24 protein-coding genes and 1 tRNA gene are annotated in these 26,956 nt (G+C 65.5%); 16 read left to right on the forward strand and 9 right to left on the reverse strand.

Features of this window, described 5'->3' with window-relative positions; genetic code table 11:
• Positions 1-6 precede the first annotated feature (6 nt).
• The gene (locus tag LC060_RS12665; RefSeq protein ID WP_226636054.1) at positions 7-1,443 is read left to right on the forward strand and encodes an FAD-binding oxidoreductase; all 1,437 of its coding nucleotides are present in this window, start codon (positions 7-9) and stop codon (positions 1,441-1,443) included.
• A 106-nt stretch (positions 1,444-1,549) separates the two neighbouring features.
• Positions 1,550-2,335, forward strand: coding sequence for a SapC family protein (locus tag LC060_RS12670; protein ID WP_226636056.1), 786 nt, complete (start codon positions 1,550-1,552; stop codon positions 2,333-2,335).
• Between the two features lie 402 nt (positions 2,336-2,737).
• Here LC060_RS12670 and LC060_RS12675 read toward each other — a convergent pair whose 3' ends face one another.
• Positions 2,738-3,604, reverse strand: a complete 867-nt coding sequence (locus LC060_RS12675; RefSeq protein WP_226636058.1) for an N-formylglutamate amidohydrolase — start codon at positions 3,602-3,604, stop codon at positions 2,738-2,740.
• A gap of 429 nt (positions 3,605-4,033) precedes the next feature.
• Here LC060_RS12675 and cpdR point away from each other — a divergent pair, with 429 nt between their 5' ends.
• Both cpdR and LC060_RS12685 read left to right on the forward strand, forming a co-directional pair.
• Complete coding sequence (cpdR, locus tag LC060_RS12680) at positions 4,034-4,408, forward strand: cell cycle two-component system response regulator CpdR (protein WP_039394380.1); 375 nt, start codon at positions 4,034-4,036, stop codon at positions 4,406-4,408.
• A 98-nt stretch (positions 4,409-4,506) separates the two neighbouring features.
• Positions 4,507-4,581: transfer RNA gene (locus LC060_RS12685), tRNA-Val, on the forward strand.
• A 70-nt stretch (positions 4,582-4,651) separates the two neighbouring features.
• On the opposite strand, the gene LC060_RS12690 is transcribed toward LC060_RS12685, so the two are convergent.
• On the reverse strand, positions 4,652-5,101 hold the full coding sequence (locus tag LC060_RS12690; RefSeq protein ID WP_226636060.1) for an NUDIX hydrolase: 450 nt from the start codon (positions 5,099-5,101) through the stop codon (positions 4,652-4,654).
• Positions 5,102-5,380: 279 nt separating this feature from the next.
• Between LC060_RS12690 and LC060_RS12695 the strand changes: the two genes are divergently transcribed.
• The 7 genes from LC060_RS12695 to LC060_RS12725 all read left to right on the forward strand — a co-directional run bounded on the left by LC060_RS12695 (position 5,381) and on the right by LC060_RS12725 (position 12,505).
• Positions 5,381-6,610 (forward strand): NADP-dependent isocitrate dehydrogenase, encoded by a 1,230-nt coding sequence (locus LC060_RS12695; RefSeq protein ID WP_213501350.1) that lies wholly within the window; start codon positions 5,381-5,383, stop codon positions 6,608-6,610.
• Between the two features lie 303 nt (positions 6,611-6,913).
• Positions 6,914-7,795 (forward strand): PAS domain-containing protein, encoded by an 882-nt coding sequence (locus tag LC060_RS12700; protein ID WP_226636062.1) that lies wholly within the window; start codon positions 6,914-6,916, stop codon positions 7,793-7,795.
• A gap of 303 nt (positions 7,796-8,098) precedes the next feature.
• On the forward strand, positions 8,099-8,590 hold the full coding sequence (locus LC060_RS12705; RefSeq protein WP_226636064.1) for a TadE family protein: 492 nt from the start codon (positions 8,099-8,101) through the stop codon (positions 8,588-8,590).
• Between the two features lie 11 nt (positions 8,591-8,601).
• The gene (locus tag LC060_RS12710; RefSeq protein ID WP_226636066.1) at positions 8,602-10,254 is read left to right on the forward strand and encodes a pilus assembly protein TadG-related protein; all 1,653 of its coding nucleotides are present in this window, start codon (positions 8,602-8,604) and stop codon (positions 10,252-10,254) included.
• Between the two features lie 140 nt (positions 10,255-10,394).
• Positions 10,395-11,465, forward strand: a complete 1,071-nt coding sequence (locus tag LC060_RS12715; RefSeq protein WP_226636068.1) for a PA0069 family radical SAM protein — start codon at positions 10,395-10,397, stop codon at positions 11,463-11,465.
• 115 nt (positions 11,466-11,580) lie between these two features.
• On the forward strand, positions 11,581-12,075 hold the full coding sequence (locus LC060_RS12720; protein ID WP_226636069.1) for a hypothetical protein: 495 nt from the start codon (positions 11,581-11,583) through the stop codon (positions 12,073-12,075).
• A gap of 130 nt (positions 12,076-12,205) precedes the next feature.
• A complete protein-coding gene (locus LC060_RS12725) occupies positions 12,206-12,505 on the forward strand; it encodes a hypothetical protein (protein WP_226636071.1) in 300 nt (99 codons plus the stop codon).
• 82 nt (positions 12,506-12,587) lie between these two features.
• Here the strand turns inward: LC060_RS12725 and dnaE are convergent, their stop codons facing one another.
• Entirely contained in the window at positions 12,588-16,190 is a 3,603-nt protein-coding gene (gene dnaE, locus LC060_RS12730) for a DNA polymerase III subunit alpha (protein WP_226636073.1), read from the reverse strand.
• Positions 16,191-16,656: 466 nt separating this feature from the next.
• Here dnaE and LC060_RS12735 point away from each other — a divergent pair, with 466 nt between their 5' ends.
• Positions 16,657-17,934, forward strand: a complete 1,278-nt coding sequence (locus tag LC060_RS12735) for a sensor domain-containing diguanylate cyclase (protein WP_226636075.1) — start codon at positions 16,657-16,659, stop codon at positions 17,932-17,934.
• 7 nt (positions 17,935-17,941) lie between these two features.
• Here the strand turns inward: LC060_RS12735 and LC060_RS12740 are convergent, their stop codons facing one another.
• The 4 genes from LC060_RS12740 to LC060_RS12755 all read right to left on the reverse strand — a co-directional run bounded on the left by LC060_RS12740 (position 17,942) and on the right by LC060_RS12755 (position 20,795).
• Positions 17,942-18,430 carry a glutathione peroxidase gene (locus LC060_RS12740; RefSeq protein WP_226636077.1) on the reverse strand — a complete coding sequence of 163 codons (489 nt, stop codon included), beginning with the start codon at positions 18,428-18,430 and terminating at the stop codon, positions 17,942-17,944.
• A complete protein-coding gene (locus LC060_RS12745) occupies positions 18,423-18,707 on the reverse strand; it encodes a hypothetical protein (RefSeq protein ID WP_148625721.1) in 285 nt (94 codons plus the stop codon). The genes LC060_RS12740 and LC060_RS12745 overlap by 8 nt, the downstream gene beginning before the upstream one ends.
• Before the next feature lie 140 nt (positions 18,708-18,847).
• Positions 18,848-19,561, reverse strand: coding sequence for an ABC transporter ATP-binding protein (locus tag LC060_RS12750; RefSeq protein ID WP_226636079.1), 714 nt, complete (start codon positions 19,559-19,561; stop codon positions 18,848-18,850).
• Positions 19,554-20,795 (reverse strand): lipoprotein-releasing ABC transporter permease subunit, encoded by a 1,242-nt coding sequence (locus tag LC060_RS12755; RefSeq protein WP_226636081.1) that lies wholly within the window; start codon positions 20,793-20,795, stop codon positions 19,554-19,556. The genes LC060_RS12750 and LC060_RS12755 overlap by 8 nt, the downstream gene beginning before the upstream one ends.
• Positions 20,796-21,110: 315 nt before the next feature.
• Here LC060_RS12755 and purF point away from each other — a divergent pair, with 315 nt between their 5' ends.
• The 3 genes from purF (at position 21,111) to LC060_RS12770 (ending at position 23,721) form a co-directional block, all read left to right on the forward strand.
• Entirely contained in the window at positions 21,111-22,547 is a 1,437-nt protein-coding gene (gene purF / locus LC060_RS12760; protein ID WP_226636083.1) for an amidophosphoribosyltransferase, read from the forward strand.
• Positions 22,544-23,272: an SDR family NAD(P)-dependent oxidoreductase gene (locus tag LC060_RS12765; protein ID WP_226636084.1), complete on the forward strand. Its 729-nt coding sequence runs from the start codon at positions 22,544-22,546 to the stop codon at positions 23,270-23,272. The genes purF and LC060_RS12765 overlap by 4 nt, the downstream gene beginning before the upstream one ends.
• Before the next feature lie 95 nt (positions 23,273-23,367).
• Positions 23,368-23,721, forward strand: coding sequence for a PilZ domain-containing protein (locus LC060_RS12770; protein WP_226636086.1), 354 nt, complete (start codon positions 23,368-23,370; stop codon positions 23,719-23,721).
• Positions 23,722-23,836: 115 nt separating this feature from the next.
• Here LC060_RS12770 and LC060_RS12775 read toward each other — a convergent pair whose 3' ends face one another.
• Entirely contained in the window at positions 23,837-25,213 is a 1,377-nt protein-coding gene (locus LC060_RS12775; protein ID WP_226636088.1) for a cryptochrome/photolyase family protein, read from the reverse strand.
• A 113-nt stretch (positions 25,214-25,326) separates the two neighbouring features.
• Here LC060_RS12775 and LC060_RS12780 point away from each other — a divergent pair, with 113 nt between their 5' ends.
• Positions 25,327-25,986 (forward strand): phosphatase PAP2 family protein, encoded by a 660-nt coding sequence (locus LC060_RS12780; protein WP_226636089.1) that lies wholly within the window; start codon positions 25,327-25,329, stop codon positions 25,984-25,986.
• Here LC060_RS12780 and LC060_RS12785 read toward each other — a convergent pair.
• Positions 25,958-26,935 carry a metal-dependent hydrolase gene (locus tag LC060_RS12785; protein ID WP_226636091.1) on the reverse strand — a complete coding sequence of 326 codons (978 nt, stop codon included), beginning with the start codon at positions 26,933-26,935 and terminating at the stop codon, positions 25,958-25,960. The two genes, LC060_RS12780 and LC060_RS12785, sit on opposite strands and share 29 nt — an antisense overlap.
• Positions 26,936-26,956: the final 21 nt, after the last annotated feature.

A 26,956-nucleotide genomic window follows, 5' to 3' on the forward strand; every position in this document is an offset into this window, starting at 1 on the left:
GCGCAGATGAGCACCTTCGACACCTTCCTGACCGAGGCTAACGCCCTGCTTGGCCCGCGCGGCCTGACCCGCGATACAGACCTGACCGCGCCCTGGACCACCGACTGGCGCGGCCGCTTTCACGGCGCCTGCCTCGCCCTCGCCTCGCCGGCCGACACCGCGCAGCTGAGCGCGCTCGTGAAGCTGTGCGCGGCGCATGGTGTGGCGCTCGTCCCTCAGGGCGGCAACAGCGGCATGTCGGGAGGCGCCACGCCCTCCCCCGAGGGCAATCAACTCCTTGTCTCGCTGCGCCGGATGAATACGATGGGCGCCATCGATGTAGCCGAGCAGCGGATCACCTGCGGAGCGGGCGTCGTGCTCCAGAGCCTGCACGAGGCGGCCGAGGCGCAAGGCTTGCGCTTTCCCCTGACGCTGGGCGGCAAGGGCTCGGCCACGGTCGGCGGGCTTATCTCGACCAACGCGGGCGGCACGCAGGTGCTGCGCCATGGCTCGATGCGCGCCATGGTGCTGGGCATCGAGGCGGTACTGGCGAGCGGCGAGGTCTATTCGGCGCTGACGCCGCTGCGCAAGGACAACCGGGGCTTCGACCTCAAGCAGCTTTTCATCGGCGCGGAAGGCACGCTGGGCATTGTCACCGCCGCCACGCTCCAGCTTGTGCCTGCCATCGGCGAGCGGGTGGTGATCTGGGCGGCCGCGCCCTCGCTCGGCGCCGCGCGCCAACTGCTCCATCACTGCGAGGACGCGCTCCCGGGCGCGGTCGAGGGCTTCGAGGTGCTGCCCCAGCCCTGCCTCGACCACGTACTCGAATACCTTCCCGAGGCCCGCGCACCGTTGGCGACACGCGCGCCCTGGCATGTGCTCATCGAAGCTGTCGCACCGCGCGATGCGCCCGCAGGATCGGGTGCGGGCTTGCGCGACCAGTGCGAAGCCACGCTGGCCAGCGTGCTCGAGGACGGGGTGATCGCCGATGCCACGATCGCGGCCAACGAGGCTCAGGCCGAGGCATTCTGGACCTTGCGCGAATCCGTCTCGCCCGCCGAGCGCGCGCAAGGGCCCGCCGTCCAGCACGACATCTCGGTGCCCGTGGCGGACATGCCCCGCTTCATCGAGACAGTCAGCCCCCAGCTCGAAGCCGAGTGGCCGGGCACACGCGCGGTGGCCTTCGGGCACCTGGGCGATGGAAATGTCCACTTCCACATGATTGCCCCCAAAGGCGTCGATGCCGCCACCTGGTATGCGGGCGAGGCCAAGGCCATCAGCGCGCGCGTCCATGATCTGGTCACGCAGTGGAACGGCTCGATCTCGGCCGAGCACGGGATCGGCCAGCTCAAGCGCGACGAACTGGCCCGGCTGGCCGACCCGGTGGCACTGGGGCTGCTGCGCGCGGTCAAGTCCGCACTCGATCCGCAAGGTCTCCTCAACCCGGGTAAGTTGATGAACTGAGTAGAAGTCCCCTAGTGGCGGGAACCCTCGGCTTGCACGGCCGCAATCAAGCCACTAAAGCCACGCGCTGATCTTTTTTGAAACCTCGATCGCGGAGAGTATTGCAATGGCCACTGCGCCACAGAATCCATCCCTTCCCTTGTTCTACAAGGATCTGGTGCCGCTCAATTCGCAGCAGCACGCAAGCTGGAAGACGCGTTCGACCGACAAGGCCACCTGGCTGGCCGGGGTGAACTCGATTCCCCTGACCGTCGAAGAGTTCCCGCAGGCGCAGCGCCACTTCCCGATCATCTTCACCGGCACCGACCAGCCGATCCCGCTCGCGCTGATGGGCATGAACGAGGGCGTGAACGTCTTCGTCGAGGACGACGGCACGGTTCCCAACCCGATCTACATCCCGGCCTATGCACGCCGCTACCCCTTCATGCTCGCCCGCCTGCGCCCGGACAGCGAAGAGCTCTCGCTCTGCGTCGATCCCAGCAGCGACCTCATCGGCGAGATCGAGGAAGGCGAGGCTCTGTTCGCCGACGGCGAGCCGACCGACACCACCAAGAACATGCTCAAGTTCTGCGAGAACTTCGAGATGGCGGGTTCGAAGACCGGCAACTTCATGGCCGAGCTCAAGAAGCACGACCTGCTCATGGACGGTGAGCTCAACATCGACATCGGCGGCGGGCAGCCCTTCAACTACCGCGGCTTCAAGATGGTCGACGAGAACAAGCTGCGCGAAGTGCGCGGCGACATCCTGCGCCAGTGGAACCAGAACGGCCTCCTCGCGCTGATCTACGCCCACCTCTTCTCGCTCGATCTGGTGCGCGACATCTTCGGCCGCCAGATGCAGCAGGGCAAGGGCCCGCAGGCACCCGCGCAGGCTCCCGCCGCGAATGCCTGACCGGGGCGCCTGACCAGGTACGCCTGATCTCAGGCACCTGCTTCGGGCCCTCGCCTGACCAGAAATGCCCGCGGCCCGGGTGGACGACGCAGACGCGAAGTCCGCCCGGGCCGCTGCTTTTGAAGGTTACCAGCCGCTTCATGACAAAAATGTCACAATTGGATTTGATAATCCGACCACGTGATTTTTTAACTGGACATGATGCGCAATTTTTGCGTCGAAGAATCGCTTGAACTCGGCACAAGGTTCGCTATGTTGGAGCCAGCCTGATCGGCGCTACCCTCATGGCCCGATCGGCTGGTGCACTCGATGTGCACCTCCTCCCTGAACCTTGGCCACCTCGCGCGTCGCGCGGGGTGGTTTTTTTAGGTCTGCACGCACGAGGCGCCAAACCTCCTGCGCCTACTGTGCGGCGAGCGGCCAGCCCTCGCCGCCGTCCTCGCCCCCACGCGGGTGCGCCAGCTCCATGACCGCCGCGGCCTGGACCCGAACCAGGCCCGCAAGCTCCTCCACCAGAACGTCGACACCCGCGCTCGGCGTGCGCATCTGCGCATCGAGATAGCACGTCCGGTCAATCTCGACCTGGAGCGCGTGGATGCCGCGACGGGGCGCGGCATGACGGTCGAGGACATAGCCCCCGGCATAGGGCCGATTATGCGCTGCAGCGCGCCCGCAACGGGCAAAATGAGCAAAGGTCGCGGCGATGACCGCGCCATGGCAACTCGCCCCGAAGCGATCCCCAATCACGATCTCGGCGCCGGTCTGGCCGGGCCGGACCTGGAGCGGGGGCATCGAATGCAGATCGACCAGCAGCGCCACACCCCAGCGCGCGCGAATTTCCACAAGGCGCTGCGCAAGCGCGGCGTGGTAGGGCGCATGGACCTGCGCGATCCGGGCCTCGACCTCCTCGCGGCGCAGCGAACGGCGCCACAGCTCACCAATACCTGGCAAGCGCCGGGGAATGAGACCAAGGCCGCTGCGCGCCCGCGGCGACAGGCTCCCGCGCGACGCACCCGAGCCCCCTTCGCCCGGCATGCGCTCGACCATGCCCCAGTCGACATCCTCGGGCGCACGGTTGAGGTCGATCATCGCCCGCGGCGCATGCGCCAGAAGCAGGTCGACACCGGTCGCCTCGGCCACCCCGCGCGCAAGGAGATCGACGAAGCGATCTTCCAGCCGCACACTCGCCTGCGCAGCTTCGCGCAGGTCCCCCAGCAGCGCCTCGGGATAGGCTCTCCCCGCGTGCGGCACGGCCAGCAGGATCGGCATCTCCCCTGCGCCTCCTCCATGCAGCGTGTACGCGGGCTGCGGCTGCGCATGCCCCGGCACACTGCCTCCCGAAAGCGCGAGGGACGGCGCGTCCGGGCCGGACAACGAATCTGGTGAATGGGGAGCAGGCGACATGGGGCGAACGCTGCCCCGTTCCCACGCCCCTGTCAAAGCCCCGGCGCACAGCCCACCTCGCGGCCTCGCCCCGACAGGGCCCCAAGCCCATTACGGGCAAGAAATTTAACCCCAACCGCGCTATGACGAGTCGCCCAGAGCACTTTTCCGCGTGATGGATTCACCTGATGATTCCGAATATGCGGAAAAAGCATAATCTGGAGCGGTTGGTCCGATTCCATCGGATCGGGAGGCCGCTTCACAGGACACCGCCTTGCGGTCGCACACGAACACCAGGTTGGAATAAAACAAGAGATGATCCGCATCCTCCTAGCCGAAGACGATCAGGCCATGCGCACCTACCTCGCACGCGCCCTGGAAAATGCCGGGTACGACGTCGTCGCGGTCGACCGAGGCACGCAAGCGCTGCCCCACCTCGAAAGCGACAGCTTCGACCTGCTCCTCTCCGACATCGTCATGCCCGAGATGGACGGCATCGAACTGGCCCAGCGCTGCGCCAAGATCGCGCCCGCCACCAAGGTCATGTTCATTACCGGTTTTGCCGCCGTTTCGCTGCGCGCCAGCCGTGAAGCCCCGCAGGCCAAGGTGCTGTCCAAGCCCTTCCACCTGCGCGATATCGTCTTGGAAGTGCAGCGAATGTTCGGTTTGAGCGAACACGCGCAGATCTGATTACATTTTTCTGAAAAAAGCCCTTGCCAAGAATCGGAAGCCGCTTTAGAGGGCCTCTCCACCGAGGGGGACAACTTCTCGGAACGCTCGAATGGAATGGGCGTATAGCTCAGTGGTAGAGCACTATGTTGACATCGTAGGGGTCGCAAGTTCAATCCTTGCTACGCCCACCATTCCGCAAGACCCCGCCGGCTGAAAAGCCAGGCGGGGTTTTTGTTTGGGGCTTTGCACGCCCTTCCCCGCTCACCACACGCCGGCTTCGACGAGCATGGCCGCAAGGTCCTCGGGCCAGACCTGCTCCTCCAGCCGCTCCAGTTCGGCACGAGGACACCAGCGGTGCCCGGCTATGGCATCCTGCTCCAGGGCTGTGCGATGGAGCGCCGACAGGGCCGTACCGTCGCTGTGCACCAGGAAGTAGCGCTCCTCGCTCTCCACCGGCTCGCCTGTCGGCATGACGAAGTGCACCGTGCGCCGCGCCACCTCGCGCCCGGGATCGGTGATCACAAGGCCGGTCTCCTCGAACAGTTCGCGCGCGGCCGCCTGCGCGAAGTCCTCGCCCGGCTCGAGCCCGCCACCCGGCGTCGCCCAGAAATCGCCTCCGCGCAAAGCGCCTTCACGAAAGACAAAGCGCAGCAGCAAAACGCGCAACTGCGCGTCGAGTACAAGCAAGCGGGCGGCACGGCGGATTCGCATGGTGCGCGCAGCGATGCCCGAAGAGCCGCACCTGCGCAATCGCGCGCCGCGCCCGCCTTCCCGCCACTTCGCTGGCCCGCATCGCGCCCTTGGCAATGCGCACCCGGCCGCGATAGCCCAACGCCCGGTCTTTGCGCAGACCAAATAATGCAAATCATTATCTTCAGCTTGCAAGGCGCTCCGGGACGCCCGGACAGACCCGCCTTGCTATACGGGCGCTCTCTGCCTAAGAGACGGCCCAATTCTCACCCACCTTCACCCCAGGGGAGCTTTTCTCGAATGGCAAAAATCAAGGTAGTTAACCCCATCGTCGAAATGGACGGCGATGAGATGACCAAGATCATCTGGGAGTGGATCCGCGAACGCCTGATCCTTCCCTACCTCGACATCGATCTGAAGTACTACGATCTCTCGGTCACCAAGCGTGACGAGACCGACGACCAGATCACCGTCGACGCCGCCAACGCCACCAAGGAATACGGTGTCGCCGTCAAGTGCGCCACGATCACCCCGGACGAAGCCCGCGTCGAGGAATTCAGCCTCAAGAAGATGTGGCGTTCGCCCAACGGCACGATCCGCAACATTCTGGGCGGTGTTGTCTTCCGCGAGCCGATCGTCATCAGCAACGTCCCCCGCCTGGTTCCGGGCTGGACCGACCCCATCGTGGTCGGCCGTCACGCCTTCGGTGACCAGTACCGCGCCACCGACACGCTGATCCCGGGCCCGGGCAAGCTGCGTCTCGTGTTCGAAGGCGAAGACGGCCAGGTCATCGACAAGGAAGTGTTCGACTTCCCGGCTCCGGGCGTCGCCATGGCGATGTACAACCTCGACGAGTCGATCCGCGACTTCGCACGCGCCTCGTTCAACTACGGCCTCAACCTCAAGTGGCCGGTGTTCCTGTCGACCAAGAACACGATCATGAAGGCCTACGACGGCCGCTTCAAGGATCTGTTCCAGGAAGTGTTCGACACCGAAGGCTTCGCCGAGAAGTTCAAGGAAGCCGGCATCACCTACGAGCACCGCCTGATCGACGACATGGTCGCCTCGGCGCTCAAGTGGTCGGGCAAGTTCGTTTGGGCCTGCAAGAACTACGACGGCGACGTGCAGTCGGACACCGTTGCGCAGGGCTTCGGCTCGCTGGGTCTCATGACCTCGGTTCTCATGGCGCCCGACGGCAAGACCGTTGAAGCCGAAGCTGCCCACGGCACCGTGACCCGTCACTACCGCCAGCACCAGCAGGGCAAGGCCACCTCGACCAACCCGATCGCGTCGATCTTCGCCTGGACCCGTGGCCTTTCCTACCGCGGCAAGTTCGACAACACCCCGGACGTCGTCGCCTTCGCCGAGACCCTTGAGCGCGTCTGCATCGAGACCGTCGAGAGCGGCAAGATGACCAAGGACCTCGCGCTCCTGATCGGTCCGGACCAGAGCTGGATGACCACCGAGCAGTTCTTCGAGGCGATCGTCGAGAACCTCGAGAAGGAAATGAAGGCCCAGGGCCTCGGCTAAGCCGAACCCGGCTTCCTTCATCGGAACCGACACGCGGGGCGGGCTGGACATCCAGCCCGCCCCGTTTGCGTTGGGATGAGGCACATAGGCGGCCAATACGTTCACTATGGATCATAGTGGCTGCCCGATATCTTAAAAAAGTGTTATACACTTGGCTCGTACCCTGCCCTTCGGGATCGCAACGTTCGAATGGCAGCAGGGCGATAGATCCACGAAAACGTGGACAGAGAACAATCCCTGTTGCCCGGATTGGAGACGCCTTGGTGCACGCTGGGGTGGAGAGAGAAAGAGGGCACGCCAGGTATGGGCTACGTCTCAGCGGCCGAATTCGTGCGCAAGTTTGCGCGGTTTCGCGATGAAGCACACGATTCGCCGGTTTTCATCACCCATCACGGGCGCGAGACGCACGTGCTTTGCCCCATTGATCTGTGGAACCGGATCGGCGGCGGCGAACCGGGCGAGAGCCCGAACCAGCGCAACGAATCGGCCAATTTCGCGCTGGCCGACTGGATCGACGACGGCATCATCGCCTGCGACGAGAACATGCGCGTCGTCTACGCCAATCGCAATGCCCACGCCCTGACCAAGTCGCGGCCCGGCACGCTGATCGGCCCCACGCTGATCGAGGCCCTTCCCTGCATCAGCGGCAGCCTGCTCGAAGTCCAGGCCCGCCAGACGTTGGTGCACGGGCACCCGAACATGGCCGACATCCCTTCCCCCTTCGTCGAGAACGCCTGGCTGCGCTTCCAGACCTTCCCGCTCGAGGACCGCCTCGCCATCCGCCTCCACGACATCACCCAGGACGTCGAGCGCCACTTCAAGGCCAACGTCAAGGAAGCCATGATCGAGGCGCTCAACAAGCATGGCGGCGTGGCCTATGCCCGCGTCTCCGTGCGCGGCACCATCGACCGCGTCGATGCCCCTTTCTGCGAAATGCTCGACCTGCCCGAGGAGCGTCTCATCGGCGTCGCCCTCACCGACCTAGTCGATCTGCCCGACAAGGTTGCCTTTCGCGAAACGCTCGAAGGCGTGCTGCGCGGCGGCGAGCCGGTCCGCCTGCACACCCATTTCCTGACCAATCGGGGCGAGACGATCCCGCTGTGCATGGCGCTGGTGAAGCTCGAAGGGGTCTACGGCAGCGAAGGGGCCATCGCCGTCTTGACCGACGAGAGCGACGCCGCCTGAGCCCGGAAGCGTGGAGGAAGAGCAGATAGTTTCAAGGGAGCCCTCCCCTTGCCTCTCAAATCGGCGCCTGCCCCCTTCCCGAGGACACAAAGGTAAACGGAAAATTGCAATAACCACCTGTCCAATACGAATGACGGCGGGCACAAACCTTTTCCTGAAATTAACCAGGCGCGCAAAGATCTGAAAAGCGGAGGAATTTCCCCAAGACCTCTCTGTGTAAAATGCGAAGCCTGGCCTTCCGAACCTTCAAACCCTCCTTTGCATTCCGCGCGCATCCTGAACGTGGAGATAAGGAGAGAGACGATGACCAAGGCTATCGGAGGAGCCATCTACCCACGTTACGCGCGGCCTCGCCGCATTCTGGCTCCCGTCGCGCGGCGCCTGGCGCGGATCCGGCGCCTGCCCACCCACACGGGCGGCGCGGTCCTGGTGGAGGCCGCGCTCGCCCTTCCCGTCCTCATCATGCTGCTTCTGGGCGTTGTGACCTACGGCGGCTGGTTCATGGCCGCCCATTCGCTACAGCAGGTCGCCAACGAGGCGGCCCGCGCTTCAGTCGCCGGGCTCGACGCGCTCGAACGGCGCCAGCTGGTCGACACCAGTGTTGCTGACAGCGTCCTGCACACCGGCACGCTAGACCCGGACCTGGTGACCGTGCAGACCGGTCTCGACGGCCAGTATTACCGCGTCACCCTCGTCTACGATGTCAGCCAGGCCGAAATGTTCAGCAACTCCCTGGTGCCCCTGCCCGGCGACACGATCGCGCGCGCCTCCACCGTCCAGCTTGCCGGGATCTGAGGAGTTGGCCCATGAAAGCATTCACGACACGCCTTCTCCCCCTTCGCCGCGAGAACGAGGGCGCGGTGACCGTCATGCTCGCCGGCTCGCTGCTCATGCTGATGGGGGTGGCAACGGTCGCTGTGGACCTGGGCGCGATCTACCTCGCTGAGCGCCGCCTTCAGGGCCTGGCCGATGCCGCCGCGATGGCCGCCGCACAGGAAAACGTCCTCGAAATGCGCCGCTCGGCGGTCCAGGGCCTCATCGACCAGAGCCGCGAGACCGACATCGAGATCGCCGAACTCGAAAGCGGCACCTATCGTCAGGACAAGATCGTGCCCCTGGACGAACGCTTCCAGCTTGGCGGGGAGGACAGCGCCGCGCGCGTCCACCTTGTCCAGACCGTCCCGCTCTTCTTCGGGCGTGCGCTCGGCTTCGAAACGGCCACGGTGCGCGCGCGCGCCACGGCCGCGCGGATCGACATGGCCGCCTATTCACTGGGCTCGAGCCTTGCCACCGTGTCGGATGGCATTCCCAACGCGCTGCTCTCGGCGCTGATCGGCACCGAGCTCAACCTCTCGGTGCTCGATTCGCAGAACCTTGCCAGCGCCGACGTCGACCTCTTGGGATACGCCGAGGCCCTCAAGCTGCAGGTCAATGCGAACGAGGGCACCTACGCCGAACTGTTCGACACGCCTGTACCGCTGGGCGATGCGCTGCGCGCGATCGGCTCGACCGCGTCCGACAGCGCCACGATCGCCCTCATCGACCGGATCGCAAACGAGGCCCCCTTCGTCGAGGTGCGCCTTGCCGACCTCCTCGATCTGGGCCCCTACGGCGCGCTTGACTACGATCCGGGCACGGCGGGGGTGGAGGTCGATGCCTTCTCGCTGGTGCGCATGCTGCTCGAACTCTCGCACGGCGACACGCTCGACATCGAACTGGACCTGGCCGCCACCGGGCTCTCCAGCGTCCATGTGCGTCTCGTACGCGGCTATGGACTGGCGCATTCCCCCTGGCTGACGATCACCGGCGCGCGCGATTACGTCCTGCGCACGGCCCAGGCCCGGCTGCTCGTGTCCGCGCGCGTGGGCACGGGGAGCCCCTGGCTGCCCTCGGTCGAACTGCCCCTCTATACCGAACTTGCCCAGGCCGAGGCCACCCTCAACGATATCCAGTGCAGCGGCGATCCGGACAGCGACGGCGTGCGGCTCGGCGTGACGCCAGCCATCGGCACCATCGGCATCGGACGGCCCGATGCCCGGGACATGGGCGACCTCTCGAGCGCAGTCACGCTTTCGCGCGCCACGCTTGTCAATGTGCCGCTGATTGCGCGCGTCACCGCGCTTTCGGAAGTGTCGCTGGGCGGCGCGACCGGCCCGCAGGAGGTCCTCTTCACCTTTGCCGACATTCGCGACAAGGTCACCAAGACGGTCTCGACGCAGGATCTCACCCAGTCGCTGGCGACCTCGCTGATCGCGCAGACCGACCTCGAAGCCCAGACCCTGGGCCTCTCGCTCAGCCTGTCCTCTGTCACCAACATCGTCGGCAATAGCCTGGCCACGATTGCCCCGACACTCGATGCGACCGTGTTCTCTCTCACGCAGGCGCTCGGTGTCCGCCTCGGGGCAGCCGATGTCCAGGTCAACAAGGTCCGCTGCGGAGTGCCCACCGTCATCGCCTGACGCATCCGGACCGACCCGCGGGAGAGCCTCCCCCCTTTCTCTCTCCCGACACCTACCGGGCCCGCCGCCAGACCCTCGGCAGCGGGCCCGTTTTCCTGTTTGTCTTGCGCCGCCCACATGTTCACTATATGTTCCAGGCTATGGAACACGTGAAAGGAAGAGGATCGGTCAGCAACCAGGTCAGCGCGCGCTTTGGCCTTGCCCGCCACGAAGCCGATGGCGACTGGTGCGACGCGCGCACCGACATCGACGGCCCGCTGCCCCCGCTGCGCACCACCGTGACCGAGCTTCGCCCCAAGAGCATCGTCTCGTTCAATAAGTCGCCCGACATCCCTTTCGACCGCTCGATCAACGCCTACAATGGATGCGAACATGGCTGCATCTACTGCTTTGCCCGGCCCAGCCATGCCTACCACGACCTCTCACCGGGGCTGGACTTCGAAACCAGGCTCTTCGCCAAGCTCGACGCAGCCCGGTTGCTGCGCGAAACACTGGCTCGCCGGAACTACCGCGTCGCGCCAATTGCCATGGGGACCAACACCGATCCCTACCAGCCGATCGAGCAGCGCTACCGCATTACCCGGGAAATTCTCGAGCTGTGCCTGGAGGTCGGCCACCCGGTCAGCCTTGTCACCAAGTCGGACCGCATCCTTGCCGACAGCGACGTTCTCGCCGAGATGGCGCGGCGCGATCTCGTCAGCGTCGGGATTTCGGTCACCAGCCTAGATCCGCGTCTCTCGCGTCGGCTCGAACCGCGCACGGCCTCCCCCGCCAAGCGCTTTGCTGCGCTCGAGGCCCTGAATGCCCAAGCTATTCCCGCCCACGCGATGATCGCGCCGGTCATCCCCGCGATTACCGACCACGAACTGGAAAGCCTGGTCGAGGCGGCCGCAAAAGCCGGATCGCGCGGGGCCATGTGGATCATGCTGCGCCTGCCGCTTGAGGTTGCCCCGCTCTTTCGCGAATGGCTCGAGACCCATTTCCCCGACCGCGCGGGCAAGGTCATGGCGATTATCCGCGAAATGCGCGGCGGGCGCGACAACGATCCGCGTTTTGGCGAGCGCTTCCGCCCCCAGAGCCCCTGGGCCGACCTCGTGCGCAGCCGCTTTCGCCTGGCCATGAAGCGCCACGGCCTTGGACCTCCCGGCGTCCACCTCGATTGCAGCCAGTTCCGCGCGCCCTCGCCCGACGGGCAACTCAGCTTGCTGTAAAGGCCTGGGCACGATCAGGAAGACACCGCCCATGAAATAATACACTTGCCTAATAGCGAAGGCCGTGCGTTCATAGCGCGCCTGCAATTCCCACCGTGCTCCCGGAGGAGAATTCATGAACGCCGCTCTACTCGCGCTGGCCCTCGCCAGCCTCGCCCCCGCTGCAGGCGCGTCCTCGCCCCCCGTCCGCGACACGACCCTGGATACGACAAGCCGCACGCAGGCCTGCACCCCGGACTACCTCTCCACGACCGAGGCGGTCACCTACGCCTCCTACCTGGGCTCGAAAGCGGGCGTTGCCGGGATCTTCGAGATGCCCGTGCGCGCAGTAGGCGCACAAAGCGGCCACATCTACCTGAACTCCGAGCGCGACTACCGTGACCGCAACTGTCTGACGGTCTCCATTCCCAAGGCAACCGCGCAGCGCATGTTCGGCAGCGATGATCCGGATGAGATTGCCAAACACCTGAAGGGACAGCGCATTTTCGTGAAAGGCATCGCCCGGCAGGTCCGCATCAATTTCATTGCGAACGGCCAGCCGACCGAGAAGTATTACTTCCAGGTCCATGTCTTGGCCGACCAGCCCGAGCAGGTACGCCTGGCGGCCTGAGGCACGGCAGGCTCCGGCCCCAAACCTTCCAACTCCCCGCTGAACGCGCGGTAATCTGCGGTTCATGGAACCGGAGGCGCGTATCCTTGGTTATTCCCGGCAACACGAAACAACAACGGGATGCGAAACCATGGCAGATGAATACGTGACCCAGGAGCGCCGCACGACCACCGACGAACCGGCTGCGGCACAGCCTACCCACACCACCGTCATCCATGAGAGCAAGTCGTCCTCAGGCGGCAGTGGCCTTGTCATCGCGCTGATCCTGCTCGTCGCGGTTGTCGGCGGCTTCTACCTCTTCAGCCAGACCTCCTCGAGCGAGGTTGCGCGCGACAACGCCATTGCCGATGCGGCGCAGGATGTCGGCAATGCGGCCTCGCAGATCGGCGATGCGGCCGAGAGCGCAGCCGAAGGCGCCACCAACAACTAAGGCGCGCCCCTCACATGCAAAAGGCCCGGCATTCCATATGGAGTGCCGGGCCTTTATGCGTGTTTCAAACGAAGCGCGGAAATCAGGCCGCGCGGCGCACGCTCTCGGGGCCCTGACGGGCGATCAGCGAGATGTTCGAGAGCCCCTCGACACTGGCGAGCTGCTCGGCAAATTCGCCATCGAGCGCAAAATCGCGCCCCAGCCGCACCCGCTGGTCACGGCCATCGCCCAGCTTGAGCGTCGCCATAACCTCGCCTGTGCCCTTGCGCCCCGGACGCATGAGGAGCGCGAGTTCCTGCACCGCCTCGACCGTGCTGATGTCGAGGCGCAGGAGCATGCGCGCGCCTGCCGTCACTTCGGCCAGCGGACGACCGCTGCGCACAGTGACGCGCGGCGGCTCGTCCTCGCTCGGGCTGTCGAGTTCGACCTGAAGCAGCAGGCAGGCGTTCTCCTTGCCCCAGCCGACAAAGGCATCGACCATGTTCTCTTCAAAGCAGCAGGCCGAGAAGTTGCCCGAAGCGTCCGAGTAGTCGACCATGACGAAGTCCTTGCCCCGCTTGGTCTTTCGCTTCTGCACGTTCTCGACCATCGCGGCCATGACGGCGCCGGTGCGCCCGCCCTCGCCGCCCCCGGCCATGAGGCTGGCATAAGTGCGCGCGCCGTTCGCCGAGGCGACCGCGCGGTACTGCTCGACCGGATGCGCGGCGAAGTAGAAGCCGAACACCTCGCGCTCCTTGGCCATCTGGTCCATGCGGCTCCAGGGCTTGGCATCGACCAGGCGCAGGCCCTGCACGGCGTGGTCCTCGTCCCCGAAAAGACCGCCTTGCGTTGAATTGCGCTCGCGTGCGGACATATCGGCTTCGGCCAGCAGCGTGTCGGCGTTGGCGATGACCTTGGCGCGGTTGGGTTCGAGCCCGTCCAGGCCGCCCGCCGCGCCCAGACTTTCCAGGAGGCGGCGGTTCATCGAGCCCGCCGGTGCGCGCCGGAACAGGTCGTCCAGGCTGGTGAACTTGCCGTTGGTCTCGCGCTCCTTGACCACCGCGTCCATGGCCTTCTCGCCCACGTTGCGGATGCCCGCGAGCGCATAGCGCACGGCCAGGCTGTCGTGGGTTTCCTCGACGATGAACTCGGCTTCGGACTTGTTGATGTCGGGCGGCGCGACCTCGATGCCGTTGCGGCGCATGTCGTCGACGAAGATCGCCAGCTTTTCGGACTGGTGCATGTCGAAGCACATGGCCGCGGCGTAGAATTCGTGCGGGTAGTGCGCCTTGAACCAGGCGGTGTGGTAGGCAAGCAGCGCGTAGGCAGCCGCGTGCGACTTGTTGAATCCGTAGCCTGCGAACTTGTCGATCAAGTCGAACAGTTCGTTGGCCTTGGGCGCGTCGATGTCGGAGACTTCCTTGCAACCCGCGACGAAGCGCTTGCGCTGCTTGTCCATCTCGGCCTGGACCTTCTTGCCCATGGCGCGGCGCAAAAGGTCTGCATCGCCCAGCGAGTATCCGGCCAGGATCTGCGCGGCCTGCATGACCTGTTCCTGGTAGACGAAAATCCCGTAGGTTTCCTCCAGGATACCCGCCAGCTTCTCGTGCGGGTAGATGATTTTCTCCAGCCCGTTCTTGCGTCGGCCGAAGAGCGGGATGTTGTCCATCGGGCCCGGGCGATAGAGCGACACGAGCGCGATGATGTCGCCGAAGTTGGTCGGCTTCACCGCCGCGAGCGTGCGGCGCATGCCTTCCGATTCCAGCTGGAACACGCCAACCGTGTCGCCGCGCTTCAAAAGCTCGTAGGTGCCCGGATCGTCCCAGCTCAGCGTCGAGAGGTCGATGGTGATGCCCCGCCGCTCCAGAAGATCGCAGGCGCGGCGCAGGACCGAGAGCGTCTTGAGGCCGAGGAAGTCGAACTTGATGAGGCCGGTGTCCTCGACGAACTTCATGTCGAACTGCGTCACCGGCATGTCCGAGCGCGGATCGCGGTAGAGCGGAACCAGCTTTTCCAGCGGTCGGTCGCCGATGACGACACCCGCCGCGTGGGTCGAGGAGTTGCGCGGCATGCCTTCGAGCTGGACGGCAAGATCCACGAGGCGCTTCACTTCGTGGTCGTTGTTGTATTCACGCAGGAATTCTTCCACCGGCGGCGAGGTGGAGCCGTCCTTCTCCTTCTTGCCGTTGAGCGCCTGGTCGAGCGTCCACGGGTCGGTCGGGTGGTTGGGCACCATCTTGCACAGGCTGTCGACGCGGCCATAGCCCATCTGCAGGATGCGCCCGCAGTCGCGCAGCACCGCGCGCGCCTTCATCTTGCCGAAGGTGATGATCTGGGCGACGTGGTCGTGCCCGTACTTCTTCTGCACGTAGCGGATCGTCTCACCGCGCCGGGTTTCGCAAAAGTCGATGTCGAAGTCGGGCATCGAGACGCGTTCCGGGTTGAGGAAGCGTTCGAACAGCAGACCCAGCTTGAGCGGATCGAGGTCGGTGATGGTCAGCGCCCAGGCGACCAGCGAACCGGCACCCGAACCACGGCCCGGACCCACCGGAATCCCGTTGTCCTTGGACCACTTGATGAAGTCGGCAACGATCAGGAAGTAGCCGGGAAAGCCCATGCCCACGATGATGTCGATCTCGAACTTCAAACGCTTGGCGTAGTCGATGAAGTCTTCGGTGACGCCCTTCTCGCGCAAGGCTTCGTAGGCGCGAGCAAGTTCCTCCCCCTCGAAGGCGAGCGCCTCATCGAGCTCGGCCTCGGTGGCCTCGGGCCAGTAGGGGGCAAGACGGCGCGCCAGGCCGCGGCGCGAATCGCGCGCGAGCATGGCTTCCTCGCCCTTCTTGTCGCCGGCAAGGCTGGGCAGCAGTGCAGGACGGCGCGGCGGGACATAGGCGCAGCGCTGCGCGACGACGAGGGTGTTGGCCATCGCCTCGGGCAGGTCGGCGAACATCTCCTCCATCGCCTCGATCGGCTTGACCCAGCGCTCAGGCGAGGAGCGCGGACGCTCGGCCGCATCGACCTGGGTGGAGTTGGCGATGCACAGCATGGCATCGTGCGCATCGTGGAAGGAGCTTTCCGAGTACTGCGCCGGGTTTGAGGCCACGAGCGGGATGTCGCGCGCATAGGCGAGATCGATCAGCGCCTCCTCGCTCGCGTCCTCGACCTCCTCGCCGGTGCGGGTGATCTCGATGTAGAGGCGGCCCGGGAAAAAGCGTTCGAGCGCTTCGCAATAGCCGGTCGCCTCAGCCGTATCGCCCTTGGCGAGGAGCCGCGCGAGCGCGCCCTCATCGCCGCCCGAAAGGCAGATCAAGCCGTCGGTATGGCCTTCGAGCGAATCGAGCTCGACGTGCGGTTCCAGTTCGAGCGGGCGTTCGAGGTGCGCGCGGCTGACGTGGCGGCACAGGTTCTCCCAGCCGGCCTCGTTCTGTGCGAAGAGCGCGAGCCAGTCGATCGGACGATCCTGCCCCTGCGCCACGGCGCCCGGGCGGGCAACGGCAAGGAAGGTCCCGACGATGGGCTGGATGCCCGCCCCCTTGGCCGCCTGCGCATAAGTCGGCGCGGCGTAGAGGCCGTTGCGGTCACAGATCGCCATGGCCGGAAAGCCCCGGGCTTTCGCCAGTTTCGCCATGGCCTTGGGGTCGATCGAGCCATCCAGCATCGTGTAGCTGGAGAAGATGCGCAAGGGTACGAAAGGAGAGAACGCCATATCCGCGATCTAGGCCCCGGGCTGCGGACGGATCAAGACCTTGCGGGCATCGAGTGGGGGATAGCCGCGCACGCGGGCGCGCGCCAGGCGCGCGAGGCGCAGACGCTGGTTAACGCCCAAACACGACAAACCGGCGCCCATCCGGCAAGCGATGATACACTCGCCGCCGCGATAATTACAAAATCTTCGTAATTATAGAAACTTACGTCCTATTTTTCAGGAACCCTCCCTCTTTTCAAGCTACGCACAAAGAGTTAAGGATAGTTTCCTATAGATACATTCTGGAACGAGAGCGTGCATCGGCGCGACGGACAGCAACCAGGGTAAGCCGCAGGCAGCAAGGCATGCGCCTTGACCGCAGGCGGTTGCACCCGCTCAAGATGAGGACGCCAGTTCGCCATGCCCGATATTGCACCTTCGCATCTCGCTCTTCCGGCACGCGCCGCAGCCCGGCGCTGACCACAGAATGGCGGACATCCCCACCATTGCCGTGTGCAGTACGGCGGCTGCGGCGATCCTGTGCATTGCCATGGTCCTGGCTTGGTTCAAGGACGGTCGCCCGCGCCATTCGATCTGGCTGTTCTCGCCTTTTGCGGTGGCCATCCCCGCCGGGATCCTGCTGAGTTACCCGGACGAACTGGGCGGTGCGCCCGCGCTGGCCTTCGGGTGGTTCCTGTTCACGCTGATGTTCGGCGCTGCCTGGCAGTGCGCGCGCTATGCAGCGCGCCGACGCCCACTCCCGATCCCCGCGCTCACCGCCTGCCTTGTCAGCCTCGTCTTCTCGCTGACGCTCGGGAACGATGCCCACTTTCCCGAATGGCGCATGTTGCCGCGTACACTGCTGATGGCCGGGTTCAGCCTGCTGAGCGCGCGCGAGTTCCAGAGCCTGCGCGACCGCCACTTGCCCTCGGCCCAGACGCTGGCCTGGATCTTCTACGCCTTCGGCGGCTACCACGCACTGCGCGTCCCCTTCACGACGCTGCTGCCAGCCCCCTACGGCTCGCTCGAGACGCAGACCTGGGCCATCGCCAGCTTCAACTTCCTACTGGTTCTGCAAGGCCTTCTTCTGGCCGTCTTCATGACGACGCTGGGGCGCGAGCGGATCGCACTGCAGCACTTCCAGCTCGCCATGGTCGATCCGCTGACGGGCGTGGGCAATCGCCGCGCGCTCGACCGGAGGCTCGCGCAGCTGTCCTACGAGCGTGCGGGCAGCGAGGGGCAGGTGCTTGCGCTGGCCGTGCTCGACATCGACAACTTCAAGTCCGTCAACGACCGCTTCGGCCATGGCTTTGGCGACGTGGTGATTGCAGGTGCGGCCAATGTCGCCTGCGAGTTTGTCCATCATCGCAGTGTCTTCCGCCATGGCGGCGAGGAATTCGCCGTGCTCTTCGAAGCCGCATCGCCAGACAGCGCCTACGCCAGGGTCGAGCGCATACGCGCCGCCTTCGAAGCGCGCGCCCACCGTTATGCCGATCATGCGCATCTGGCGACGCTGAGCGCAGGCGTTGCCATCCACACGCCCGGAGTTTCGCCCCAGCAGCTTCTCGATGAGGCAGACCGGGCGCTCTATCTCGCCAAGGCGCTGGGCCGCAATCGCACGGTGCTGGCCGACGAGGCGAGCATGGCACGGCTGATGGAAGAGGCTCTGCAGGCCAAGACCAGCCGCGGATCGCTGCAGGCCACCGCCGATGTACAGGAAACGCAAGCCCTGGCACCCAGCGGGCCGGAGCGCCGCCGCGCCTGAGCCCTGCTCAGAGCAGCTTTTCGATATCGCGGGAAAGTGTGACGGGCTTTTCAGTCGGCCCGTAGCGGCGCACGACCTGGCCATCGCGATCAATCAGGAACTTGGTGAAGTTCCACTTGATCGCCCTGGTGCCCAAAACACCCGGAGCTTCGGCCTTGAGCCACTGGAAAAGAGGATCGGCGTTCGCGCCATTGACCTCGACCTTGCCCATCACGGGGAAGGAGAGGCCGAAATTGATCTCGCAGAACTGGGCAATGTCCTCGGCCGAGCCGGGCTCCTGCCCGCCGAACTGGTTGCACGGAAAGGCCATGACCTCGAACCCGCGCGGACCATAGTTGCGATAGAGGGCTTCGAGGCCCTTGTACTGCGGCGTGAAGCCGCACTTGCTGGCGGTATTGACCACCAGCACCACCCTGCCGAGACGGTCGGCCAGGCCCACCGTCTCGCCAGAAGGCAACCTCGCCGAAAAATCGGCGATAGTGCGTGGATCAGGCATCGCCCTTGGGGAAATCCGAACGGCGGTACAGCGTCACGATCTCGGCGTACTTGAAGGTGCGGTCACCGGCCTTCTGGATTGCGTAGTCCTCACGCTTTTCCTCGGGCAGGTCCATCACGAACTCGATCATCTCGGCCACGGTCCCGCGGCGCAGGACCTTGAAGCGGTGGAACAGGCCGCCGCCGTCCTCGCACTTGTGCAGTTCGGCCGAATCGTTCCAGGCGAAGCCGGAACCGGCGCCTTCACCGCCGTGAATGGTGGAGGGATTGTCGCTCATCGCGCTTGGCCTTTCATGTTCACTCTTATGGGACCGCCCGGTGCTAACGGTAGTTGTACCGAGCTTTTGTTTCCATTTGGCAATGTCGATCGCCAAAATCAACGCGCGCGTGCCCTCGTGCGGACGCGCGCGTGCAATTTTCAGGCTAGCACACCTTCATGCAGGCGAACCACGCGGTCCATGGCCGCCGCCAGACGCTCGTTGTGGGTCGCGACAAGCGCCGCGCTGCCCTGCCCGCGCACGAGTTCGAGGAACTGGGCAAAGACGGTGTCGGCGGTGGCCTCATCCAGGTTGCCGGTCGGCTCGTCCGCCAGCACCAGCCGGGGCGAATTGGCCAGCGCACGGGCCACCGCCACGCGCTGCTGCTCGCCGCCCGAGAGCTTGCTGGGACGATGATCGAGCCGCTTGCCCAGCCCCAGCGCGGTGAGAAGCTGGGTCGCCCGCTCCTCGCAGGCTCCGCGCGCGCGTCCCGTGATGAGCTGGGGCAGGACCACGTTCTCGATCGCGTTGAAATCGGGGAGGAGATGGTGGAACTGGTATACGAAACCGATGTGATCGCGCCGCACCGCCGCGCGCGCGTCCTTGCCCAGGTTACTGGCGTCGATCCCGGCGATCTCGATGCGCCCGCCAAAGCCGCCCTCGAGCAGGCCGATTGCCTGGAGCATGGTCGACTTGCCCGAGCCCGAGGGCCCCAGCAGCGCAACGATTTCGCCCGGCTGGACAGCAAGGTTCACGCCGCGCAGCACGTCGATGCGCACGCCTCCCTGCTCGAAACTGCGGGTCACGCCCTCCAGGCGGACCACCGGGTCAGTGGACGGGTCGGCCGGGGCCGGAACGACGAGGGGATCACTCATAGCGAAGGACCTGGACAGGATCGGTGCTCGCCGCCTTGAACGCGGGGTAGAGCGTGGCGAGGAAGCTGAGGACGAGCGAGAGCACGCAGATGATGGCGATCTCGACCGGATCGGTGCGCGCGGGCAGCTCGGTGAGGAAGCGGATCGAGGGGTCCCACAGGTTCTGCCCCGTCAGCCTCTCGACCAGATGCACGACCGGCTGGCGGAAATAGAGGAAGACCGCGCCCAGCATCAGGCCCGCGACCGTGCCCGCAGCGCCGATGCAGAAGCCCGCAGTCACGAAGACTTTCATCAGCGACCGGCGCGTTGCGCCCATGGTACGCAGGATCGCGATGTCGCGCGTCTTGGCGCGCACCAGCATGATCAGCGAGGAGAGGATGTTGAACACTGCGACAAGGACGATGATCGAAAGCACCACGAACATCGCCACCCGCTCGACCGCCAGCGCCTCGAACAGCGAGGCGTTCATCTGCTTCCAGGTGGTGACGACCGCCTTGCCCTTGAGCTGGCGTTCCAGCGGAGCCAGGAATTCGCTCACCCGGTCAGGATCGGACGTCGTGATCTCGATGGTGCCTATGGTGTCACCCGACAGCAGGAGTTGCTGCGCATTGACCATGGGCATGATCACGTAGCGCTCATCGAGGTCGTAGATCCCGATCTCGAAGATGGCGGTCACCGTGTAGGCAATCTGCCGGGGAACCGTACCGAAGGGCGTCGGGCGTCCCGCCGGGTTGATGATGGTGATGGTATCGCCCACCCGCGCGCCCAGGTTCTGAGCGAGCTGCGAGCCGATGGCGATGTTGCTCACCCCGTCCGCGAGCGATTTAAGACTGCCTTCCTGCACCTTGTCCGCCAGAGCATCGATGTCCCCTTGCGTGTTGCCGCGCACGAGAATGCCTTCGACCCGGCCGTTGAAGGTCGTCATCAGCGGCTGTTCGATCAGCGGCGAGGCATGGGTGACGCCAGGTGTCTTGCGCGCATTTTCCAGCACCTCCTCCCAGTTCTCCAGACGTCCGCCGTAGGCCTGCACGATGGCATGACCGTTGAGGCTGACGATCTTGTCGAAAAGCTCGGCGCGAAAACCGTTCATCACGCTCATCACGATGACGAGCGCGGCAACGCCGAGCATGACCGCAACGAGGCTGATCCCGGCGACGAGCGCAATGAAGCGCTCCCCCTTGCCGGGCAGCATGTAGCGCTTGGCGATGGTCCATTCGAAAGGAGAGAGTAGCAAGCGGGACGCCGCCTTCTATGAAGAGGTGAAAACCGGATAAAGCTGTGCAGGCGCCAAGCCTTAGGGTGAAGGCTTGTGGGAGGCAAGCAAGGAGCGGCCCCGCCCCCGTGCTCGCCGCCCGGACGCGCCCGCCTGAAGCGCACAAGATGCCTCCCGGTTCCCACCCCGAGACGAGAGCCAGTCCGTGTCACATCCGCGTCACCTTTTCGCGTCAAGGGAACAATGGCACCTCTTGCGGGTTCACGCCCTCTTGCAATTGCGGCCGATCCCTGCAAATGCGCCCTCGACCTTGACGCAGGCGCGGGCCCTCATTCCATGAACCTTACACACCCCTTTCGTGACGCCGACGGGGACAAACTGCGCGAAGAGTGCGGTGTCTTTGGCGTAATCGGAGCACAGGACGCGGCGAACATCACCGCCGCCGGTCTCCACTCCCTTCAGCATCGCGGCCAGGAGGCGGTGGGCATCACCTGCTTCTCAGGCAGCGATTTCCGGTCGCATCGCGGACTTGGCCACGTGGCCCAGGTCTTCGACAACGACACTCTTGAAACGCTTCCGGGCGCGATGGCCTCGGGCCACGTGCGCTACTCGACCACCGGCGGTTCGGGCCTGCGCAACGTGCAGCCGCTCTACGCGGATCTGGCCGCAGGCGGCTTCTCGATCGCGCACAACGGCAACATCTCCAACGCGATGACGCTCAAGCGCGACCTCGTGATGAAGGGCTCGATCTTCCAGTCGACCTCCGACACCGAGGTGATCATCCACCTAGTCGCGACGAGCCGCTACCCCACCCTTCTCGACAAGTTCATCGATGCCCTGCGCATGGTCGAAGGCGGCTACGCCCTCATCTGCATGACCAACGAGGGCATGATGGCCTGCCGCGACCCGCTGGGCATCCGCCCGCTGGTGATGGGCCGCATCGGCGATGCCATCGTCTTTGCCTCCGAAACGGTGGCTTTCGACGTGATCGGCGCCGAATTCATCCGCGCGGTCGAGCCGGGCGAGCTGGTCCAGGTGGACTTCAAGGGCACGATCTCGAGCCACCGTCCCTTCGGCAGCCCCTCCCCGCGCCCCTGCATCTTCGAGCACGTCTACTTCAGCCGTCCCGACTCGGTGATGGACGGGATCTCGGTCTACCAGGCGCGCAAGCAGATCGGCATGGAGCTCGCCAAGGAATCGCCCGCCAACGCGGACGTCGTCATTCCCGTGCCCGACAGCGGCGTTCCCGCCGCGATCGGCTACGCGCAGGAATCGGGCATTCCCTTCGAGCTGGGCATCATTCGCTCGCACTACGTCGGGCGCACCTTCATCCAGCCCGGCGACGCGGCACGCCATTCGAGCGTGAAGCGCAAGCACAACGCCAACCGCGCCATCGTGGAAGGCAAGCGCATCATCCTCATCGACGATTCGATCGTGCGCGGCACGACCTCGATGAAGATTGTCGAAATGATGCGCGATGCAGGCGCGGCCGAAGTGCACATGCGCATCGCCAGCCCGCCCACGCAGCACTCGTGCTTCTACGGCGTCGACACGCCCGAGCGTTCGAAGCTGCTCGCCGCCAAGATGGACACCCAGGCCATGGCCGACTTCATCAAGGCCGACAGCCTCGCCTTCGTCACCATCGACGGCCTGTATCGCGCGGTGGGTGAGCCCAAGCGCGCCAAGAAGTGCCCGCAGTTCTGCGATGCCTGCTTCACCGGCGACTACCCGACCCGTCTCACCGACTTCGAGACCGCGGGCAGCCGGGCATGAGCGCGGCCCCGGCGACGACGTTCGAGGGCCAGATCGCCCTGGTGACCGGCGCCAGCCGAGGCATCGGGGCGGCCACCGCCAAGGCGCTCGCGGCCGCGGGCGCCCACGTGGTGCTCACGGGCCGTGACACCAAGGCGCTGGAAACGGTCGAGGAAGCGATCTTCGAGGCTGGCGGGTCGGCGACCATCGCCCCTGTCGACCTCGTCGAGCCCGACGGCATCGCGCGCCTCGCCACGGCCGTTTCGCAGCGCTGGGGCAAGCTCGACATTCTCGTCATCAACGCGGCGATCCTGCCCGAGCTGACGAGCGTCGCCGACATCGACCAGCGCGTCTTCAACAAGGCGCTGACGACCAACGTACTCGCCTCGCAGGCGCTTATCGCCAACTTCGATCCGCTCCTGCGCAAGAGCCCGAACGCGCGCGTCATCGGCATGACGACGACCGTCGCGGGCGCTCCGCGCGCCTTCTGGGGCGCCTATGGAGCCACCAAGGCCGCGCTCGAAGTTCTTCTGGACTGCTACGCCCAGGAAACCGAAAAAACCTCGAAGATCCGCGTCGCCATCGTTAACCCTGGGGCGACCCGCACGGCGATGCGCGCACGCGCCTATCCGGGCGAGGATCCCGCGACAGTCAAGACCCCCGAGACCGTCGCCGAACGCATGGTAGAGCTCCTTACCGAGCCCTTCCCCAGCGGACATCGCGAATTTCTTAACCAATCGAAGTAATCTGCGGTAAACTGCTTTCTGACAGCAAAGGCTCTTTCCACGCGGCCGATTCCGGCCGTGGTCGGCAATGCATTCAGGCGCAGGGACCCCTAATCATGGCCAGCACCGGCAAGCAGTTGTACGAGAACGCGGCGCAGGAAGATCGCAGCGCGCCGCGCGAGCGCATCTCCATTCCCGCCTCTCTGCGCGCATCGGGCGGCAAGGGCTACCAGACCGTCGTGCGCGACCTTTCGATGTCGGGCTTTTCGGCCATGGCGATGAGCCGCATCCACCCCGGCACCTACTGCTGGCTCACCCTGCCCGGCATGGAATCGATGGCCGCCAAGGTCATCTGGTGGGACGAGGGCATGGTCGGCTGCGCCTTTGAAAACCTCATCGCCCCGATCATCTACGAAGACCTCATGGTGCGCTGGCGCCTGAAGGGCTGGCTCGGCAAGAGCGAAGGCTGAACCGGCCAGCCAGAAAAGCGCCACCTCGCCTGTCTTTACAAGCGCCGCACGCTTGGCGCGAGGCAGACAGTTCGGGAGCCCGAGGGCAATGGCCCTCGGAACAATGTTCTTCTTCCTACTCCCCCTTGAACCTCTCCCACGCCCCCAGCGCGCGTTCGCGCCCCGCGCGGTGCTCGATCAGCCTTTGCGGATAGCCTCTGGGGCGCGCCATCGGTGAGGGATCGTGGATATCGCCTGCGGGCAGATCGGCCAGTTCGGGCACCCACTGCCGGATATAGCCCGCGGCATCGAACTTCTCCGACTGGCTGAGCGGCGCCATGATCCGCACGAACATGTTCGAATCGACGCCCGAGCCCGCGTTCCACTGCCAATTGACCGCGTTCGAGGCGTAGTCCGCATCCACCAGCGTGTCCCAGAACCACTTTTCGCCCTCGCGCCAGTCGATCAGCAGGTGCTTGATGAGGAAGCTCGCCGTAATCATGCGCACGCGGTTGTGCATCCAGCCGGTGTGCCACAGCTCGCGCATTCCGGCATCGACGATGGGATAGCCGGTGCGTCCCTGCTGCCAGGCCTCAAGGTCCTCCTCGGCCTGCGCGCCGCTGCGCCAGGGGAAATCGTCGAAGCCCTCGCGCGCGGAGGTCCCGCCATAGTCAGGGAACTGCAGGATCACGTTCTGCGCGTAGTCGCGCCAGCCGATCTCGCTAAGGAACGTCGCCACCGAGCCGCCCGCCGACGACGTCGCGTGCCACACCTGTGCGGGGGATATCTCGCCGAAATGCAGATGGGGGGACAGGAACGAGGTCCCGTTTCGCGCAGGCAGGTTGCGCTGCCCTTCGTAGCGCGAGGCTTTCTCGGCAAAGGTCTTCAAGCGCGCCTTCGCGCCCTCCTCGCCCGGCGTCCAGAAATCGCGCAAGCCCCCCGCCCAGTCGGGCTTCGTCGGCAGCAGGCCCCAGTCGTCCAGCGCCTCGCTTTCAGGCCAGCTTTCGGGCGCGGCGATGGTGTGCGGGCGATAGAGCGGATCGGGCGGCGGCAGGCGTTCGTGCAGCGCGCGCCAGAAAGGTGTGAAAATCTTGTAGGGCTGGCCCGCGCCCGTCGTCACCGATCCGGGCGGCGCCAGGTAGTTGCCGTGATGAAGATGCAACGTCAGCGCCTTGCCCACCGCCTTCTCGGCGTTGCGCCACCAGGGCTCGTAGTGGCGCAGCGCATGGACCTCGCTCGCCCCCACCTCCTTCGCCAGAGCGGGGAGCACCTCCTCGCACCTCCCCCGGCGCAGGATCAGGCGCGAGCCCTTCTCTTCCAGTGCCGCAGACAGGCTTTCCAGCGAATGGTGCAGCCACCAGCGCGAGGCCCCGCCCATGGCGCGGTGCTTTGCCGTCTCGTCGTCCAGGACATAGACGGGGACGACCGGCCCCTTCGCGGCGGCCTCGACCAGCGCGGCCTGGTCGGAAAGACGAAGATCCCGGCGGAACCAAACGATTACAGGTGAACTCATGGCTTGCGCAACGCCTCCCTATGCGCTGCGTTCCCTAGACCATGATTCTTTCCGAGCAAACATCCCGCCCCGCGCTTCACAGCCATCCGATCAGCCGTCGCAAGGCCCTGATCGTGGCCATTTTTGCCTGGACGGGTTTTGCACTTCTGGCCTGGGCGGTGCTGACCGGCCACACCGCCACGATCGACCGTACCGCCCTGCTGTTCTGGCGCGACGGAGACCTGCGCCCGATCGGCCCTGTCCGCCTGCTTGAAGTGGTGCGCGACATCACGGCGCTGGGCGGCGTGCTCTTGCGTAATCTCTTCGCGCTCGCCGCCATCGTCGCGCTCGTCTTCCTGGGGCACCGCCGCGCGGCGAGCCTCCTGGGCCTGACCGTCGTGCTGGGCTGGGTGGTCGAAGTCGCAATCAAGCTGCTTGTCGGACGCCCGCGCCCGGAGATCACGCTGCATCTGACCGAAGCGGGCGGCTCGAGCTTTCCGAGCGGGCACAGCTTCAATTCGGCCGTGGTCTTCCTCGCCATCGCGCTCGCCTTTGCAGGCTTCAGTTCGCGCGAGCGGGTGCGCGTGACGATCCTGGGCGGTGCGCTGGCGACCAGCCTGATGGTGGCCTGGAGCCGCGTCTGGCTGGGTGTTCACTGGCCCGCCGATGCGCTGGCCGGGTGGCTGGGCGGGACGGCCTGGGCCTTCTCGGCCGCCGCCCTCCTCGGCCCGGCCGCGCGCCTCACCGCGGCGAAGAGCGAGCGCTTCAGCGGCCCGAGCAGCGCCCTTCACTGACAGGTAAATCCACCTCGACCCGGAAGCCATCCGCGAACCCACCGCGCGCATAGCGGCCGTCTCCCACCGTGACCGTCTCGATGCAGCCCTCGCGCGATATGCGGGCGAAGGGCATCTGTGACCAGTCGAGAAAATCGCGCAGTTCGGCCGACGCTTCGATGGCCCGGCGAACCTCGGGCCGCGCCATGTTGTCGGGTTCGGGGGCCTGAACCTTGCGGAGCACGCCGGGATCGGCCAGCGGATCGTAGCGGCCATAGCCCAGCGCGCCGTTCTCCCGCCACACCACCTCGCGCTGCCAGAAGGCAAGCGGCCCGGGGCTGGCAAAGACCCGGTCGGGATGGGCATGGGGCGGCGCCTTGCGCAGCGCCGCGCCCGCCATCTGCGAAATCCCGATGTTGGCGCCGATGAACAGGACGACGCCTGCAAGGCCTGCAATGGCCGCCTTGCCCGGGAAGGCCGCGCCTGCCTTCGTCTTGCGCCAGGCAAGGAAAATCCCGCCCCCCAGCATCGCCAGCAGCCAGGGCGAGACGATGAACAGCCCATCGGTGTGGAACCAGCGCGTGCTGGTGGGGGACAGAAGCTGCACCGCGTACGTATTCTGAAGATCGAGCAAGGGATGGGTCAGCGCGCCCAGATAGCACAACGTCAGAAGCCACCAGGGCCGCATCTCCAGTCCGCTGGCAAAAGTTGCGCCGCGCTTCACCTGCCAGCGATCAAGCAGCCACAGGAGCCCTGCGAGCAACGGGGGCATCACCAGCACCCCGCCGACGAGGCCATGGGTGAAACCCCGGTGCATCGCCAGCGGCGCCCAGGGCGCCCAACCGAAGAACACATCGATATCGGGCATGTTTGCCGCCAGCACGCAGGCTGCAAGGCCCTTGCGCGTACGCCGCTTGAGGCCGGTTTCCGCGAGCGCCCAGCCGGTCAGGCTGTGGGTAATGTTATCCATTTTTTCCCGTATCTTGAGCGA

This window comes from Novosphingobium profundi, assembly GCF_020524485.1.
Taxonomy (GTDB): Bacteria; Pseudomonadota; Alphaproteobacteria; order Sphingomonadales; family Sphingomonadaceae; genus Novosphingobium; species Novosphingobium profundi_A.